At 45.7% G+C, this 16143-nt stretch carries 17 protein-coding genes; 1 reads left to right on the forward strand and 16 read right to left on the reverse strand.

Annotated features, from left to right (window positions below):
• Window positions 1-110: 110 nt before the first annotated feature.
• The 5 genes from AC15IQ_RS02640 to dnaE all read right to left on the reverse strand — a co-directional run bounded on the left by AC15IQ_RS02640 (window position 111) and on the right by dnaE (window position 6057).
• Complete coding sequence (locus AC15IQ_RS02640; RefSeq protein WP_483177125.1) at window positions 111-602, reverse strand: site-2 protease family protein; 492 nt, start codon at window positions 600-602, stop codon at window positions 111-113.
• A 326-nt stretch (window positions 603-928) separates the two neighbouring features.
• Window positions 929-1894: a DUF6744 family protein gene (locus AC15IQ_RS02645; RefSeq protein ID WP_483177126.1), complete on the reverse strand. Its 966-nt coding sequence runs from the start codon at window positions 1892-1894 to the stop codon at window positions 929-931.
• 218 nt (window positions 1895-2112) lie between these two features.
• A complete protein-coding gene (locus AC15IQ_RS02650; RefSeq protein WP_483177127.1) occupies window positions 2113-2511 on the reverse strand; it encodes a hypothetical protein in 399 nt (132 codons plus the stop codon).
• Between the two features lie 10 nt (window positions 2512-2521).
• Window positions 2522-2962, reverse strand: a complete 441-nt coding sequence (locus AC15IQ_RS02655) for a hypothetical protein (protein ID WP_483177128.1) — start codon at window positions 2960-2962, stop codon at window positions 2522-2524.
• Between the two features lie 119 nt (window positions 2963-3081).
• On the reverse strand, window positions 3082-6057 hold the full coding sequence (gene dnaE, locus AC15IQ_RS02660) for a DNA polymerase III subunit alpha (protein WP_483177130.1): 2976 nt from the start codon (window positions 6055-6057) through the stop codon (window positions 3082-3084).
• A 302-nt stretch (window positions 6058-6359) separates the two neighbouring features.
• On the opposite strand from dnaE, the gene AC15IQ_RS02665 reads away from it, so the two are divergent.
• Entirely contained in the window at window positions 6360-6797 is a 438-nt protein-coding gene (locus AC15IQ_RS02665; protein WP_483177132.1) for a hypothetical protein, read from the forward strand.
• Here AC15IQ_RS02665 and AC15IQ_RS02670 read toward each other — a convergent pair.
• The 11 genes from AC15IQ_RS02670 to AC15IQ_RS02720 form a co-directional block, all read right to left on the reverse strand.
• A complete protein-coding gene (locus AC15IQ_RS02670; RefSeq protein ID WP_483177133.1) occupies window positions 6778-7149 on the reverse strand; it encodes a DUF3232 domain-containing protein in 372 nt (123 codons plus the stop codon). The genes AC15IQ_RS02665 and AC15IQ_RS02670 overlap by 20 nt on opposite strands.
• Window positions 7150-7557: 408 nt before the next feature.
• On the reverse strand, window positions 7558-7764 hold the full coding sequence (locus tag AC15IQ_RS02675) for a hypothetical protein (protein WP_483177134.1): 207 nt from the start codon (window positions 7762-7764) through the stop codon (window positions 7558-7560).
• A gap of 115 nt (window positions 7765-7879) precedes the next feature.
• On the reverse strand, window positions 7880-9940 hold the full coding sequence (locus AC15IQ_RS02680) for a ribonucleoside triphosphate reductase (RefSeq protein WP_483177135.1): 2061 nt from the start codon (window positions 9938-9940) through the stop codon (window positions 7880-7882).
• A gap of 199 nt (window positions 9941-10139) precedes the next feature.
• On the reverse strand, window positions 10140-10463 hold the full coding sequence (locus tag AC15IQ_RS02685) for a hypothetical protein (RefSeq protein ID WP_483177137.1): 324 nt from the start codon (window positions 10461-10463) through the stop codon (window positions 10140-10142).
• Window positions 10464-11126: 663 nt separating this feature from the next.
• A complete protein-coding gene (locus AC15IQ_RS02690; protein WP_483177138.1) occupies window positions 11127-11471 on the reverse strand; it encodes a hypothetical protein in 345 nt (114 codons plus the stop codon).
• Window positions 11431-11553 carry a hypothetical protein gene (locus AC15IQ_RS02695; RefSeq protein ID WP_483177139.1) on the reverse strand — a complete coding sequence of 41 codons (123 nt, stop codon included), beginning with the start codon at window positions 11551-11553 and terminating at the stop codon, window positions 11431-11433. The genes AC15IQ_RS02690 and AC15IQ_RS02695 overlap by 41 nt, the downstream gene beginning before the upstream one ends.
• 53 nt (window positions 11554-11606) lie before the next feature.
• The gene (locus AC15IQ_RS02700; protein WP_483177140.1) at window positions 11607-12365 is read right to left on the reverse strand and encodes a hypothetical protein; all 759 of its coding nucleotides are present in this window, start codon (window positions 12363-12365) and stop codon (window positions 11607-11609) included.
• 157 nt (window positions 12366-12522) lie between these two features.
• On the reverse strand, window positions 12523-13320 hold the full coding sequence (locus AC15IQ_RS02705; protein ID WP_483177142.1) for a hypothetical protein: 798 nt from the start codon (window positions 13318-13320) through the stop codon (window positions 12523-12525).
• A 187-nt stretch (window positions 13321-13507) separates the two neighbouring features.
• The gene (locus AC15IQ_RS02710; protein WP_483177143.1) at window positions 13508-13780 is read right to left on the reverse strand and encodes a hypothetical protein; all 273 of its coding nucleotides are present in this window, start codon (window positions 13778-13780) and stop codon (window positions 13508-13510) included.
• Window positions 13781-14016: 236 nt separating this feature from the next.
• On the reverse strand, window positions 14017-15039 hold the full coding sequence (locus tag AC15IQ_RS02715) for a DUF3854 domain-containing protein (protein WP_483177144.1): 1023 nt from the start codon (window positions 15037-15039) through the stop codon (window positions 14017-14019).
• Between the two features lie 11 nt (window positions 15040-15050).
• Complete coding sequence (locus AC15IQ_RS02720) at window positions 15051-16133, reverse strand: RecB family exonuclease (protein WP_483177145.1); 1083 nt, start codon at window positions 16131-16133, stop codon at window positions 15051-15053.
• Window positions 16134-16143 lie beyond the last annotated feature (10 nt).

Raw genomic sequence — 16143 nt, forward strand, 5'->3', positions numbered from 1 at the left:
TAGGTGTTTGTTAATCTTATGCGTATCAGCCAAGTCATCACTCCTTAAAACTTTTCCTATATAAACAGGAAAAGCCAGGCTTAGAGCCTGGCTTTGGAGTTTTAACTTCCCTAAATGAGTGTTTGAGTGATGGAAAGTGTTAAAAGATAGCAGCATATCGAAACAGCGACACTAAGAATTATCGTTATCAGCATCTTGCTAACCATATTAATAGAAGTGAATATTTGGCCTCCATCAGATGGAAGGCCAACCTTGGGCTGGTAAGGTATAAGGTTAGTGAAGCCAGCCATGAGTCCAACCAAGCCAAACATCGGCGACCAATATAGTGTAGCCAGCCCAGCAATTAGGTTTGTGAAGGGGCCAGCGGCTATGACTAACTTCTGTTTATAGCTTGGTAATGTTGCCCATTCTTTATCAGCGTGGTTTAATCTCCCTGATATTGGGATAGCAGCGATTTCGACAATCCCTTTCTTAAAAACCACCGGGCCAACCGTACCTATCTTTAGAAGCGTTGGTTTGTTTCTTAATATCCGAGACATCGAATAATGCCCGGCTTCGTGGATTATCGTGTGTAATGCAAGACAGACTAGAAAATATATCAAGCAGCTCTACCTCCCGTCTGGATTTTGATATTGTTTATCCCGAATGCTAAAAAAGATTGTTTAATTCTATGGGTTATTAATATCCCAGCGCGGGCGAGAAGTAGTCCATTTTTGTGAATGTCTTCACCCAAGATGTCTTTGTCGGCGAGAACACAACTTGTATCAATTTTCATTTTTCTCTCCTTTCACCCGGCTACGCCGGGTTTTTATTTCCCGGCATAGCCGAATGTAGGGAGTTTGGGGCTACTAATTACGCATTATCAACACAATATACAGCTCCGCGCCCTTGTGAGGCGCGGAGCTGCTTAACTATAACTATATTTGGATTAGACACGACTAATCTCAAAGATTCTGAGGTTTTCCTCAAAGCCTTCTCTGGCTTTTTCGATTTTCGCCAAGGCATCACCCAGAGCGGCTTTATGTCCACGGATAAGCCCCATAATCCGGGCGGCTTCTTTATTGAAGCGTTCTGCGGCTTTTTTCTTTGTTTCTTCCGGATCAGTAGATTCTTCGATCCTCTCTTGTTCTTTGAGCAGTAACGACTCGAATTCCTGGGTGGCGAAGACGATGGCATCTTCCATCAGTTCCTCTTTTAATTCGATGTCGTCCACTATTGGCAGAAGGTCGATTCTGATGGCTTTGTCGCCAATACTTCTATTGATTTCTAGTGCCATATCTTTGACTCCCCGGCCTACATATTCCTTTTCTTTGGGGATTGTCCAGGCAGCTTTTATGTCTTCAACTGGAATCCCTACTGAGGCTATGATCCGGTTGAAAACCCCTCTAATTTGACCCGGAGAGGCAAGCTTCGCTTCCTCCTCTATCTCGGCAGGAACCTTCTTCAGGAGTTCTCTAAGGAATTCCGGGCAGGGCTTGAGGTCTTTTTGAGCATCAGCCATATCCCATGAAAGGGGTGAATCGCTCAGTATGAATTGGTATTCGTCGGTGGTGCGGTTGTAAAATAACCGGGCGACTTTATCCCCATCGGTGACCCGCTGCTGCCTCCTGTTGACTGCCGCCGCCAAAATCACCCGCTCAATGATGTCACCTCCGTTTGCAGAAGCATCAATCATCACGACTTTGTAAAGAGCGTCTTCGGTTTTGTGATCGCCTTTAAGGCGGGCGGTGACAGTTTCAAAGACTTCGCACATGGTACGCTTGCGGGGGATGAAAGCCTCAAAGCCTTTCTCTCTTAGTAGTTCGCAAAAACTGTCATAGTTGTAAGTGAAGTTTTTCAGTGCGTATGACAGCCTAATTGCGATGTAGTCTGTGGCTAAAAGTGAACCAAACATAATATTGCTCCTTTCTTGTTGGCCCGGACACAGCCGGGCTTTGTCCGACTGCTCCGGGACGGAGCTTATGCCTTGATTTTTTCGAGGGCGGCTTTCCGCGTTTACCAGTTTAACAATAGGCGCAACGTATGGGCGCGACACGATTATACTTTTGCTGTTGTCAAAAGGCCGAACAAGCCGTTTTTGGGGTATCTAAGTGACAATCTTCGGAACCCGTTTTAAACAGCGATTTCCAACCAGTCTATGTTGGCAATATTGGCAGAATTCAATGTTCCGCTTCTTACATAGTGCAGGTTGAACCACCTCTTGTTGGATCTCGTGGCGATCACTTGATTGCCACTATGCCAGGCCAGCCGAGTTTCACCGATTTCCCACAGGCCGCCCTGTCTCAGGTATTGTCCGATAGTTATTTTGGCGCAGCTGTCCGGTATCAGAACCAGTTTGTTCATGGGGACTATTTTTGTCCCAACCTCGTTGGGGGTTGGGTTTAGCTGCCCCCTGATGGTGTTCCCGGTAACAAATTCCACAAGTGCGTGATCCTTTTTAATCAAGAGGATTTTTCCAGAAGAATACCCTCCCCCAGTCCTGGGGACCATTACTGAATCGCTGATTTGCATAATTTTCTCCCTATAGTGACCGTAGTTCGACTTGATGGGTTCCGAAATTATACAGTCCCAGCAAGTCGTGTGCGGGGTCTAAGGTGCAAACCTCGCAGCTTCTTCGGTCGAGCAATACCGCGTCTATGAAACAGTTGTTTCGCCCAGAACAGACTATGATTTCAGCTTCGTAGCCGTCGTCAAAACGGGCCGTGAAAATCTGAAGTATTGTGTCAGTCGGTATGATGCCTTCGTCCCAAGAGTCGATTGTTTCTCCATCAAGAAGCCTTTGCAGTTCTTGTGCGTATTCTTTCTCGACAAAGATGACTGCTTGCCTGGTTGTGTCGATCCAGGCACATTTGCCAACAGGCAGGTCGTGTGCGGTATGGGTGTACCTAGAAGCTAGTTCTGTCGTATCCACCCAACCGATGGTGTTGTTCCAATAGCCTTCTTCACCAACAATGATATACATAGTTCCTCCTTTCCTCCCGGAGTGTTCCAGGGTAAGATGTTTTATTCCCGGTGGATACCGAGTCAAGGGATCATGCGATCCCGTCTGCGCCCTGAATAGGGAGCAGACAGGAGGCATGGTCAGGCAATTTTCTTTGGTAGCTTATTGGCCCGATAGGCAAATAATTTAAAGCTGTCTTCTTCGAGTTTGGCTTTGCCTTGGAACATATAGGCTTGTCCGATATCTATTTGCTTATCGAATACTAAGACTCCTATTTGTCCCGAGTAGTCCTCGACAGTTGCGTAGCACCAGGTCTTGCCATTTTTGCAGCCGTATTTTGTCTGGGTTACAAGCCCGGTTATTTTGACATTGCCTTCATTAATATTGAAGATGTCTTTACTCGCCGGGAGGTTGTAAGCATCCAAAGGGTGGCTGGAGACATAGAAGCCTAATGATTCTTTTTCAAGGGAGAGCAGTGTATCTAATGCAAATTCCCCTGTGTCGAGGATGTCGGGAAGCAGGGTTTCCCCCGCGCCGAAAAGGGTTTGTTCATCCTTTTGGACCATTGAGGTTGCTTTTATAATAATAGGAAGGAATTCTAAAAGACTTTTTCGTTTTCCGAATGCAGATAAGGTACCTGAATTAATAAGGGTTTCTAAAACCCCCTTATTAAGGCGGGTCTTATAGATCAAATCATAAATATCAGAGTAGGGCTGATTATTGATGATTCGCTCCAGGGCTGATTCGCCAAGGTTCTTGACTGCGCCAAGGCCGAACCGTATGCCTCCTGAGTCTATCGAGAACTCAACTGCGGATTTATTGATGTCCGGCGGGAGGATTTTAATACCCATCCTGCGGCATTCGTTCAACATCCCCGCGATTTTGTCCAGATCGCTGGTGTTGGTCAAGAGCGCAGCCATGAATTCAGTGGGGTGGTGCGCCTTGAGGTAAGCGGTTTGGTAAGCAATCAGAGCATACGCGGCTGAATGACTTTTATTAAAACCATAGCCGGAGAAGTAGTCGATAAGATTAAAGACCTCTTTGGCAATATGTTCGGGTATGCCGTTGTTTACTGAGCCGTCAATGAATTCCTTGCGGAGGTTCTCAATAACTTCGGGGATTTTTTTCCCTATGCCTTTACGCAGAGTATCGGCGGCGGGGAGGGAGAGGCCGGCCATGTCGGTTGCTATCTTCATGGTCTGCTCTTGGTATAATATGACCCCGTAGGTTTCCTTCAAGATGGGTTCTAATATAGGATGGAGGTATTTTATCTCTTTTGTGCCGTGTTTGCAGTCGATAAAGTCGTCCACCATGCCTGAGCCTAGCGGTCCGGGCCGATATAAGGCTACCATCGCGATAAGCTCCTCGAACCGGTGGGGCTTTAGCTTTCTTAAGATTCGCTGCATACCTTCGGATTCGACCTGGAATACCCCAATGGTGTGTCCTTGAGATAGGAGGTTGAACACTACCGGGTCGTCAAGGGGAATTTTATTAATATCAATGTCTTTGATTAGTTTAACTGCGTCATCTATGATGGTGAGGGTTTTTAACCCCAATATGTCCATCTTTAGAAGGCCAATCTCTTCACAGGTAGACATTTCGTACTGGGTGGTGGTTTGATTGTCGATTACCTGTGTCGGGATGATGTTATTTAATGGCTCCGAGCCGATTATCACCCCGGCAGCATGGACCCCGGTGTGTCGCGGCATTCCCTCGATTTTTTTAGCAGTGTCGATGATGTGTTGGAGATCGGGGTCTGTTGCGTCATCCAGGGAATCGGTTTTCTTGGCAAGCCGGTCGATTTCATACAACGGCTCCTCCAAGACCCTGCCAACATCTCTGATGGCTGCTCGGGCTGCCATAGTCCCAAAGGTGATGATTTGGGCAACATATTCTTTGCCGTAGCGGTGGGTAATGTAGTTGACGATTTCCTGCCTTCGGCGGTAGCAAACATCCTGGTCTACATCGGGCATCGAAACCCTGCTAGGGTTGAGGAAACGCTCAAATATCAATCCCCAATCCAGAGGATTTAGTTCAGTAATACCTAAAAGATAAGACACCAAGCTGCCTGCTGCTGATCCCCTGCCTGGGCCTACCGGGATACCCTGAGATTTGGCCCAGTTCACGATGTCCTGGACTATCAAAAAGTAGTCTGCGAAGCCCATGTTGGATATTATTTCTAGTTCATAGTTCAGCCTACTGACGACTTGAGGACTGGGGGTTTTGGGGAATCTTTTTGGGAGTCCTAAAAAGGCTTTTTCTCTAAGGGTTTTTACTGTGTCCTCTACAGGGAATTTCGGAAGCAGTATTCTGCCGAATTCTAATTCTAAGTTGCATTTTTCGGCGATTACTGCGGTGTTGGATATTGCTTCGGGGGTTTCTCTGAAAAGACTTTTCATTTCTTCGGGCGACTTAAAATAAAACTGGTCGTTGAAGAATCTGAATCGTTCAGGATTGGACAATACGTTCTTGGTGCCGATGCACAATAATATATCCTGGGTTTCTGCGTCTTCCTGATTAATGTAGTGAGTGTCGTTGGTGGCGACTAGCTGGATATTGTGGTTTTGGGCTAACCTGATTAACTCCGGGTTTACTGCTTTTTCTTCGGGTAAGCCGTGGTCCATAAGCTCCAAATAGTAGTCATCGCCGAACAGCTCTTTGAATTCGGTGAGACGCGCGTCCACTTCTTTTCTATCCTGAATCAGTCTCGGGATTTCGCCTCCGATACAACCTGATAGCGCGATCAGCCCTTCGTGGTGCTGAGTCAAAAGCTCCCAGTCTATTCGAGGCTTATAATAAAATCCTTCCGAGTAGGCGCGGGAAACAAGCTGGATAAGATTCTGGTATCCTGTTTTGTTTTTACATAACAGCACTAGATGGTAGTTGGTTCTGTCTTTGCTGAACCAGTCGGGGACATAGTAGGTTTCACAGCCTATTATGGGGTTCAATCCAGCCTTTTTGCAGGCTTTATAAAAATCAATGGCCCCGTAAAGGTTCCCATGGTCGGTTATAGCAACTGCTGGCATATTAAAAGACCTGGCTTTAGCAACCAAGTCTTTAACGCGGGAGGCCCCGTCTAGGAGGCTGTATTCACTGTGGTTATGCAGATGTATCAAAATATCATCTCCTTTTCACGAAAGCAAAAAAGCTCCGCAACCTGCGAGCTTTCTAGTTCTTCTTAATACAAAAGCCGAAACAGCCAGGTTTTACTAGCTGTTTCGGGGTTTTGCACATTTTTCTACCTCATGGGTAATAAAGATGGTGTGGTGTTATGTTTATTATATAACATATAACTTATAAAGTAAATAATCTGGTGATTTTACTTTATAGGTTACTTACTTTTGCAAAGGATTGCTTATTTGCACAATTTATTGTATAATATGTATAGATTATACAATATATACATGGAGGCACTTCAATGAAAGATATTATGACAAACATAACATTGCCTGCCGATGAGGACCGGGCCTTGAAAATCAAGGCAGCCGAGGCTGGCCTGTCAAAGCGCAGCCTGGCTACCCAGATTACAAGGGATTGGCTTAAAGAGCAGGGCGCAAAATCCCGCATATCCGATATAATCGCCCAAGTAGGAAGAATGCCGGATAACGAGAAGTTTTTTCAAGCAGTTGAGTCTTTGGTTGAAGGCAGCGCAGCACTTGTCCGTTGCCGAGTACAAAAGGGTGTCGCAGATGATTTTGGCAACGAATACAAACTGGCTTCTGAAGAAGCATCGGCGCGGAAACAGATTTTGGATTCTTTGGAAATACTGAGGCAAGTAGTTGACATCCCAGAAATTGACGCGGATGTTTTCAGTGCGCTTTTGGTCGAGGATTATTTTAAGAAGCGGATTCGTTGAGGAGTTTTTTGATACTGTCGTATTCTCTTTGCAGTAAGAATGCGCAATCCCCGATAGATGCGCGATCATCAGGACCTAGATAGAGCACTTTTCCGTGTGCGGCAAATATCCTATTGGTTGCTTTTAGTCTGCTGATAAACGCATCGTGGGCGGTTCTGCGGTTTCTATCCAGACGCATGATTTCCTCCCTTAATTCTTCTTCAGAGCAGCGATAAGGTAGGATTTCCAGTTGCGCGTCCATAGTTGTGACGGCCATCGCGTAGCGCACGGCATTGTTAATCATTTCTCCTACAAGCCTAACTTCGTTAGGATTAAGGCTCGGAAGAATATCCAAAATTCTCTCTCGGTACATATTTCCCTCCTCCCGGTATATCCGGGATTTTGCTCCAAAATTTTGAAATACGTCTTAGCTAGGCTGTGCGGTTAAGGTGACTTCGATATGTTTTGTCGACCGCATACTCGCAATGTGGTCAACTAATGAATGGAGAAAATCGTTTACAAGCCGCCGCCCTTCGGGGTTGTCATTAATATAGACTGTCTTGTTCCATACGGGCGGTTTCTCTAACGATTGACCCGGCGAATAATACTGTACGTTGAAATATATCCGTTTTCCGTCTATCCACGGGAAAGACCTTACTTTGTATGAGTCAATCCATATATCTAACTCCATTTAGTACCCTCCTTTGCATTCGTAGAATTCTGCTCAACATTCTTCTGCACCTATAATTCCAAGGGGTTTTCTTCCTACAGGAAGAAAACCTTAATGAACGACATATACCGGGGATTCCGCGATTTTTAGCCAGTCCATGAAAAAAGCATTGGCTAAAACACTCATATTTTCTAATTGAATCTGAAACCACTGGTAGCTGGTTCTTGTTGCAACGACTTGTTTACTGCCGTGCCAGACGCATCGGCTCTCGCCAATATTCCAAACACCGCCTCGTTTAAGATACTGTGATATTCCCATGATTCTCCTTTCTCCCGGCGTGTGCCGGGCTAAAATTTCTGTACCCGATGAGTACCGGGGCAATGGATCATGCGATCCCGCCTGCGCCCAAATAGGGCGCAGGCAGCAGACACGATCAGACGTTTGTGTAGATAGCGTATTTTTTTCTGCTCTTGGCTTCTAATTGCTTGCCCTTGTTGAATTGCTTGATGGGCCGGAGATACCCTACTACGCGGGAATAGACTTCGGTTTCTTCGCCGCAATCCGGGCAAGTGAACTGTTCGCCTTTTAAATACCCGTGGATTTGACACACTGAGAAACTCGGGGTTATCGAATAGTACGGGATTCTGAAGTGGACCATCTTTTGCAGAAGGCGCTTGATTGCCTCTGCAGAGGGAGATTCACCTAAGAACACATGGAACACCGTACCACCAGTGTAGAGTTCCTGTAAGTCCTGTTGGTGTGACAGGGCTTCAAATAGGTCATCAGTATAATTGACCGGGAGTTGGGTGGAGTTGCTGTAGTAAGGGTGCGGGCTTCCGTGGCGTTCTTTATCCTTCAGTAAAAGGCTGTACGAACAACCTTCGGCTGGAGTGGCTTCAAGATTGTAAAGATTTCCTGTTTTTTGCTGGTAGCACCTGATTCTTTCGCGCATGAAGTTTAAGGTTTCGACTGCGAATTCATGACCAACAGGATCAGCAATATTGACTCCTAAAAGATTCAAGCAGGCTTCGTTCATACCCACTAAACCAATAGTGGAAAAGTGATTGTTCCAATATCGTCCTGTGGCCTGTTTTACGCCTTTAAGATAGTGTTTGGTGTAGGGGTATAACCCCTGGTCGGTGAAGTTTTCTAAGACTTTGCGCTTGATCTCTAAAGACTGAGAAGCAATATCCATTAGTAAGCCTAACCGGGAGAAGAAGTCTTCTTTGTTTTGAGATAAGTGCCCCAACCTGGGTATGTTGATGGTTACTACACCGATACTGCCCGTAAGAGGATTGGATCCAAATAGACCGCCCCCGCGCTTCTGGAGTTCGCGGTTGTCTAACCGTAAGCGGCAGCACATACTCCGCGCGTCTTCGGGAGACATATCAGAACCCACGAAGTTCGAGAAGTAAGGTATGCCGTACTTTGCGGTCATTTCCCAAACGTGATTGAAATTTTCGTCTTCCCAGTTAAAATCCTCAGTGATGTTGTAAGTGGGGATGGGAAAAGTAAAGACTCTACCGTCGGCATCGCCATCGATCATCACCTCAGTAAAGGCGCGGTTGAGCATATCCATTTCTTCTTGGAATTCTCCGTAGGTCAGGTCTAGCATTTCGCCGCCGACTACCACCGGAGAGTAGCTCATATGATTTGGGCAAACAATGTCCATTGTAAGATTGGAAAAAGGGGTTTGGAAACCAACTCGTGTCGGCACGTTAAGGTTGTAGATAAACTCTTGCATCGCTTGTTTTACTTGTTGAAAATCGAGAGCATCATAAAATATAAACGGAGCCAATAGAGTATCAAAGTTTGAAAACGCCTGTGCGCCTGCTGCTTCGCCCTGCAAGGTGTAAAGGTAGTTAACTATCTGTCCCAACGCAGTCCTGAAGTGTTTAGGCGGCTTTGAGGCGATTTTGCCTTTAACTCCCCTGAAGCCCTGCGCCAACAAGTCTTCTAAAGACCACCCCACGCAGTACGGTCCTAAAACGGAGGTGTCATGGATATGAATATCGCCGGATTCGTGGGCCTGGCGGATGGGGTCGGAATATAGCCGGTGGAGCCAATAATCCTCAACCAATCTGCCGGAGATGTGAAAGTTCATCCCCTGTAAGCTGAAGCACATATTGGAATTTTCGTTGATGCGCCAGTCATTTTGACTGACATATTTTTCGATCACATCATTGTTTATTTGCTTGATAGCCTGGGTTTCCCGGTTGTCCTGGTGCTGTTTGCGGTAGATGATATAAGCTTTAGCTGTCTTATAGTGGCCCGACTTGACCAGAGTCTTTTCTACCTGATCCTGGACTTGTTCCACAGATGCTATTTTATCAGGATATTTGTTGATTAGAGCAGTCTCAACCACACGGGTTAAATATACTGCCCGGTTAAAGTCTGCGCCGCCGCTGGCTTTGGCGGCGGCCCAGATTGCGTTAGTGATTTTGATGGGGTCGTATTCCACGACTCTTCCATCGCGTTTGATGATTTGCTTCATGTTTTCCTCCTAAAAGAGTTTTTAATTTTAAAGGAGTCCGATAATTCGGACTCCTTTTCAGATTCATATTGGGCCTTCCCAATAATACATACATCTGGAACATTCGATGAAATAATAATACTGCCCTAGTTCTTCGTCCCATTTCTTGGTGATGATTGCCTTTCCGCAGGCACAGCCTACAATCATTTGAATTCCCCCTTTAAGGATGGATTTTAACAATGATGACTTTTTCCCAGGCGTAGCCGTCAACGATTTTGCGGGCTTCTTCTTCGGTGATTTCGTCAGCTATGTCTTCATCCCATATTTCCTCCATTAGTTCGTCATAATCAAGAGATTTAACGTATATTCTCTCTCTGCAGGGAGCTTCCCAGACTTCTTCTATCTCGGCGGTTCCCCATTGGGCCACCCAAGAATTGAAGTCGTCCGAGGGGACACAATCGGTATCCACCAGCGGGAGTATTCTCAGCTTGGGGTTGGCCTGTATGATGTCGAACAACTGTTTGGTTTCCTCTTGTTGGCTCATAGATAAGTCTCCTTTTAAGTTTTGTAAACTTCTAGTGCTTTTTTGTCGCAGACGATACCCATAGGATTGAAGGGGTATTGGCTCATTAGTTCTTCCGCTTTTTTATCCTTTCCGCGTTAGTAAGAGATACACAAACTATCATTTTTGCAAGAGGGACACTTAGTTATGTTTCCTTCACATCGGTCAGAGATGTAATATCCGCCCAACATTGAAACAATGAACACTGCCTTATAGAATTCCATGGTGTCTACTTCAAAGCTGCAGCGTTCACAATATAACCCCATATCTTCCTGTCCCAATGTCAGTATGTTATTGAATATTTTTAGTTAATCTCCAATGCCTTTTCTCCTTTCTTTTTGTGCATGGCGCAAGTTTTATTAAGTTCGGGCAGGTTATTCTGCCCGAAAGGGTTATTCGCTTGAGGGCTGCCTGAGAGGATTGATCACTACTAATCCGCTCGGCCCTTTAAGGATTAAGGGTGCTGTTCCCTTCCGATAATAAAGGGTGATTTCGCCCTGGAGTATCTCTTTTGCTAACTGCAATTTATCGCTGCCCACGGCTGCTGTTGAGTTATCTAATCGTAGATTAGTTACCCCAGATAATTCTGTCACTTCTACCTGGTCCAGCGGTATGCTTTCATGCCCGGCTGTATCCAGGAAAAACTCATAGTCTGGAAATTTTCCATTGTTTAGACCGGCCTTCCCCATCCTCAAGGGTGACTACTATGCGACCTTTCAATGGCTCCGGGATGGTGTCGCATCTTACTTTGCTCAACATATACGAATCCGAAGATACCATATGACCATCCTGGGTCATTAAAACTCCCATGAAGTATGTCTTGTAGTGAACCTGCGCAGCCACCTTTTTGGCGTTGTCGAAGGCTTTTTTGAAGTCTTCAGATATAGCCACCATGACATACTCTGAAATCGCGTTTTTAATTGCGTTTTCAAGTTCGGTCTTCTCTTTTTTAGCTACTTCTTCTGGCGTCCCAATGGTCATAGTATTCATGCTCATAATGCTCGCAGTCCTCGCAATAAGAAGTGCCATCGTGTTTGCAGTATTCGCAATCCCCGTAATGATCTTTGCTCATGGTTTTATGCCTCCATTCAGTGAAGTCTTTTTCTAAGGGTTTTTAACTCCTATTTAACCAGTTTGCAGTGCCCATAAACCACGAGATACAGAATAAAATTCAGGTTTACTCTGCAATGTCTCGCGGATTTTGGCTTTTGGATCAGAGTGCTTTTTAGTGGTAACGAATCCTCTCAGTTCGGAATACAGTTCCGGCAGTCCGGCTTCGCCGCCAAGTTTTCTTAATGCTTGCCTTACGGCTTGTCTCCAGGAAAGGTTGTATCGCCTAGAATCAAAGACTTTGTGAGATACAGCTATTATTTTGGTTTCATAACAAGAACTGTCTTTTCGCATGATTACGGCATATTCGTGGACTATCGGGATAAACCGCCCTGAATATTGCCTAGAATTACTAAGGCAGTTGTGTTGCGTTTTTATAACGATCTGTTCAAGGGTGCCGAAAAAGGCCATGTCTTTAACCATGCTATATAACTGACCGTTCTTCTTAGCATCGCCGACCAATGTAATCAATCTGCCCCCTTTAGGAAGGGATAGAAAAGAATTGTAGTGCATCCGGTTGATGGCTTTAATAAAATCATGGTAATTACTGAAGTGTGAAGGGTCATCAGGATGAGGGGTTTTGCCCCACTGGTGTCCAGAATATAAAACCATCTTTTGCGGATATGGGGGGTGTAGGATTATTAATGTGGGCATTTTGCTATAGCCCCCCATATTGACAGGGGGTAAATCATCTCTTAGAAGATTAACCCCGCCAAAGGCCGGGTTTAAATCTGTGCCGATGCAAGGGATGTTTTTTTCCCGGCAGACATCCAACGTTGTGCCGGAGCCTACGGTATAGTCCCCTACCGAATCCGGTCTGAAAAAATCAATTATGTCTTCAACAAACTTGGGAGAAAAATTCCCCCGATAGGTATTTTTCCCCCCAGTGCCTCGTTCCGGGTAGGATACCACGCTCTGCATACTATCCCTCCTAAACAACTTTTTTTAGCGTCCTGTTTTCTTTACGCAGGTCTTTCAAATCCTGTTCGAGTTCCTGCTTTTCAGCTTTGAGTTTTTCTATTGTGTCTTGCAGCAGGTATCTCTCTTGATAGAGGTTGGTATTCTCGGCTACGAGATTAAGAAAACCCCCAGCGAATTCACTGAATTGAATCTCGGAGGCTTTTTGAGAAATGACTTCTTGGACATATTCGGTGGGATTAGAGCTTTTTGCTGCGGCCACAAGGTCGTTTACGTCTACTAGCGGGTTGTTTAACAATGAATCAGGGATAGCCCCTACCCGTGTGTAGACAAGCGCATCGTGGATGTCGATTACCATTGTATCGGCGATTTCCAGCACATTGAGAACCTTTTTCATATTTGCTGCTTTCCGGCATTTCGTTAAGAAGGGTTCTTTTTTGTCTCTCCTTCTCAGGGTTCTTCTGGTTTTGATGGGAACACCATGTCTAAGTCTTATGCTTGTTTTGGATTCTACTTTGTCGGGCGGGATGTTTTTTACTAGGTTGATGTTCCATTTGATAGATTCGGGACTTTTCCCAGTTATTCCAGCTAATTCTTCGATAGACATACCCTCGTCATGTTTGAACATTAACCGGCAGCAATAAATATATGCCGCGAAGGTATCTGTGATCGGAAGTGGGAAGGACATAAAAAATTCTCTTGTTTCTTTTACTGAACTGTCTGTGGCAAGGGCTGCCATTTCAATGCCTTCTTGGATAGAAGAACACTTAAAAAACATCTCTTTTAAAACATCTTCTTTTTTAAACAACATAAAACCAGCTCCTTTTCTCCCGGAGTGTTCCGGGGTATGATATTTATTCCCGGCGGATGCCGGGGTAATGGATCATGCGATCCAGCCAATTTGCTATTTTAAGTAAACAGGTGGATAGTATGAGCAGGAACTTGCCCGCGCAGGAGGTCTTTTTTAAAACCTGCTGCGCCGGGAAATCCCGGCTTAATTACTCCAATACTAGCGTTGAAGCCCTTCGTTTTGATTCGAGCTTACTCGCGTTAGCGTAAGGGTTGGTTTTCCCTTCTGCGGGGGTTTTTTCGGACTTCTTGGTGAAGTGAGAATAATAATAGCCGGCCGCTACTCCTAATACAGCTACAAGCAATACCGGGGCATACACAAGCCCTAGTATTACCAAGAGGGCTTTTGCGGGCCAAGACCCCAAAATGGCCTTAATGGGCTTTGGAACTTCTGTGGGATACTTGATTTCAATAGTTTTCATCAAAAACTCCTTTCTGTGGCGCGTGCCAACTTAAAAACTCATTGCAACTCGCGTAATTTGGCGGTCGTTATTTCGGCGTGTTTAGGCCCGGAGTGTTCCAGGGTAATATTTCTGTACCTGGCGAGTACCAAGGCAAGGGATCATGCGATCCCGTCTGCGCCCTGAATAGGGAGCAGACAGGAGACATGAGCTTTATTCCCATGAATTGATAACAGGGAGTCTTTTTCGAGTGAGATTTAAGCTACTATGCCGGGCAGGAAAAACTCTGGCGTAGGTGTCGTTCCTGATTTTAGGAGCGTCAAGCATACGTCATCTATGCCCTTTCCTAAGCTTTTATTCCACCCGGCGATGACCGGTTCAAAACCTTGTTGTTTTAAGTGTGCGGCCAGTTTGTCTCTAGCTTCTATGGTGTGAGGGTTATCCTCCATATCGTAGGCGATTACGATTCTCCCCCCCCGGATGATGTCCAGGGGGATGGTTTTCCAAGTATTTGTACCTGGAATTCCTATGCAGGGTACCTGTAAGAAGTGTTTGACCATATAGGTTTTCAGTATCCCTTCGATGATCCAGGGGGTTCCCTGGCCGGGAATTATGATAGCTGATGCTTTAGTTTGCCCTGGATAAGAGAACCAGGTATATTTCGGTTCGGTCTGGTTACGAACCTGAAGGCCGGAGATTTTCCCGTATGCATCTACTACCGGGATGAGCATTCCTGAAGGTATGCAGTCCCAGTAGGGTTTGCCTTTGCGCGAAGTTCTCTCCCTAAAGCCGGGAACGTCTGCCAGGCCGTATTTTTTATTCAACATACGACAGATGTTCCACCGGACCTTAGCTTCAGGCAATGATTTGAAATAATGGTGTTTCGATTCGGGTAATCCCCGGCGTATCAGGTCTTGACGGTGCTCGGGGTTTAAGGTCAAGTGGGCTAGAAACTCTCTGTAGACTGCGTTTAGTTTCTCTGTGTTCCTAACAAACACTGGTTCGTCTCGGATGATGTTATTACTGAAAGGCACTAAATCAAGCATTTGTTTGTAGGCCGTCTTGGTGTCTACACCACACCGAATAGCCCAAAGGTCGGTTATGCTGCCTTCAAGATGGCAATGATGGCAGCAGAACACGCCTTTGCTGATGTTTACATAAAGTTTTGGATAAGCTTTTCGTTCGGTGGCGCAGAATGGACAAATAAAAATAACCTCTTTGCCTGCGGTGGATATTTGTTGTAAGTCCAGGCTTTGGGCTATTTTTTCTAAGTCGAACATTGCACCACCACCTATATCTTAGAAATACTGAGTCGAGCGGTTTTGCCTATCGTGGCCCCCAGATCTAAAAAGTCTTTTTCTTTCCAGCCGTGTTTGTTAATTAAGTCTTTCTGGGCATCGGACCCGATTTTTAGGATGCTGCCGATGTCGAGTTTTTGTCTCTGCATCTTTTCTACTACAGCCCTGCGGGCTTTTAGGTCAAAGCGGAAGTATTCTGAGGTATTGACTTCAGCCTTAATCTGCGGAGTCTCGACCGAGCCTTGTGTAGTGATGTACTTTTTTAGCCGGTCTTCATGGAGCTTGATTTTTTCCTTGGTGAGCATTATCCCGTGGGCGACTTTTTTCGCATCTTCATGAGTTAGAATGGCTTCTGGGATTTCTGTTTTTGGTGCCAGACAAAAGTTTTTATAGTCGCACCATACGCAGTTGCCGGGGCTTTTGGGAAAGACTTCTGAAGGGTCTTGTCCCATTTCCACCCGTTGTTTGCGGGCCTCGCATTCGTATGCGGTGTCTCTGGCCCATTCCAAGGCTTCGTTTATTTCGGTTTCGGTATATTCGTGTTCGATTACCTGGTTGAACCTCAAGAAGGCCAGTCGGCCAATCACGGGGAGGCCGTGTTTCTTTTTCATCGCGGCGGCGTACAATCCCAACTGGTAAGTATCAGTGGGGTGATAAGTGCTCCGGTTGGTTTTCCAGTCGGTGATTATCATTGCTTTGCCATTCTTCTGATTGAGGTCGATAAAGCCCCTTAAAGAAGGCGCGAAGGGTGAATCGTCCAGAGGAAACTGGAAGTATTCCTCAACTTCTCCTCCGTCTTCTATGGCTGCATGAACAGCATTTGCGCACACACATTTGTTTAGGGTTTCTTTTTCATCGTCAAGGTCGTTGGAACCGGCGGCCACATCGACTAACATGGGGATGATTTCGGCGTCTTTGGCTTTGATGGCGGTTTCTATTACCGAGTGGCAAGCCTTGCCGAATATTAAGGGCAATCCGGGACTGCTGGGAAGTTTGAGAACGTATCTGCAATAGAATTTATGCCAGCACCCGTATTTGTCGGGCAGGGTGGTGGATAAGCCTGAAAATGAGTACATGATGTTCCTC

Source organism: Syntrophomonas sp. DTU019, from assembly GCA_913757435.1.
Classification (GTDB): Bacteria; Bacillota; Syntrophomonadia; order Syntrophomonadales; family Syntrophomonadaceae; genus DTU019.

Coding starts and splice junctions, on each gene's coding strand:
- AC15IQ_RS02645 (WP_483177126.1), bottom strand. CDS start 1,894: ATGTTTGGTTCACTTTTAGCCACAGACTACATCGCAATTAGGCTGTCA.
- AC15IQ_RS02650 (WP_483177127.1), bottom strand. CDS start 2,511: ATGCAAATCAGCGATTCAGTAATGGTCCCCAGGACTGGGGGAGGGTAT.
- AC15IQ_RS02655 (WP_483177128.1), bottom strand. CDS start 2,962: ATGTATATCATTGTTGGTGAAGAAGGCTATTGGAACAACACCATCGGT.
- AC15IQ_RS02665 (WP_483177132.1), top strand. CDS start 6,360: ATGAAAGATATTATGACAAACATAACATTGCCTGCCGATGAGGACCGG.
- AC15IQ_RS02670 (WP_483177133.1), bottom strand. CDS start 7,149: ATGTACCGAGAGAGAATTTTGGATATTCTTCCGAGCCTTAATCCTAAC.
- AC15IQ_RS02675 (WP_483177134.1), bottom strand. CDS start 7,764: ATGGGAATATCACAGTATCTTAAACGAGGCGGTGTTTGGAATATTGGC.
- AC15IQ_RS02680 (WP_483177135.1), bottom strand. CDS start 9,940: ATGAAGCAAATCATCAAACGCGATGGAAGAGTCGTGGAATACGACCCC.
- AC15IQ_RS02685 (WP_483177137.1), bottom strand. CDS start 10,463: ATGAGCCAACAAGAGGAAACCAAACAGTTGTTCGACATCATACAGGCC.
- AC15IQ_RS02690 (WP_483177138.1), bottom strand. CDS start 11,471: ATGAATACTATGACCATTGGGACGCCAGAAGAAGTAGCTAAAAAAGAG.
- AC15IQ_RS02695 (WP_483177139.1), bottom strand. CDS start 11,553: ATGAGCAAAGATCATTACGGGGATTGCGAATACTGCAAACACGATGGC.
- AC15IQ_RS02705 (WP_483177142.1), bottom strand. CDS start 13,320: ATGTTGTTTAAAAAAGAAGATGTTTTAAAAGAGATGTTTTTTAAGTGT.
- AC15IQ_RS02710 (WP_483177143.1), bottom strand. CDS start 13,780: ATGAAAACTATTGAAATCAAGTATCCCACAGAAGTTCCAAAGCCCATT.
- AC15IQ_RS02715 (WP_483177144.1), bottom strand. CDS start 15,039: ATGTTCGACTTAGAAAAAATAGCCCAAAGCCTGGACTTACAACAAATA.
- AC15IQ_RS02720 (WP_483177145.1), bottom strand. CDS start 16,133: ATGTACTCATTTTCAGGCTTATCCACCACCCTGCCCGACAAATACGGG.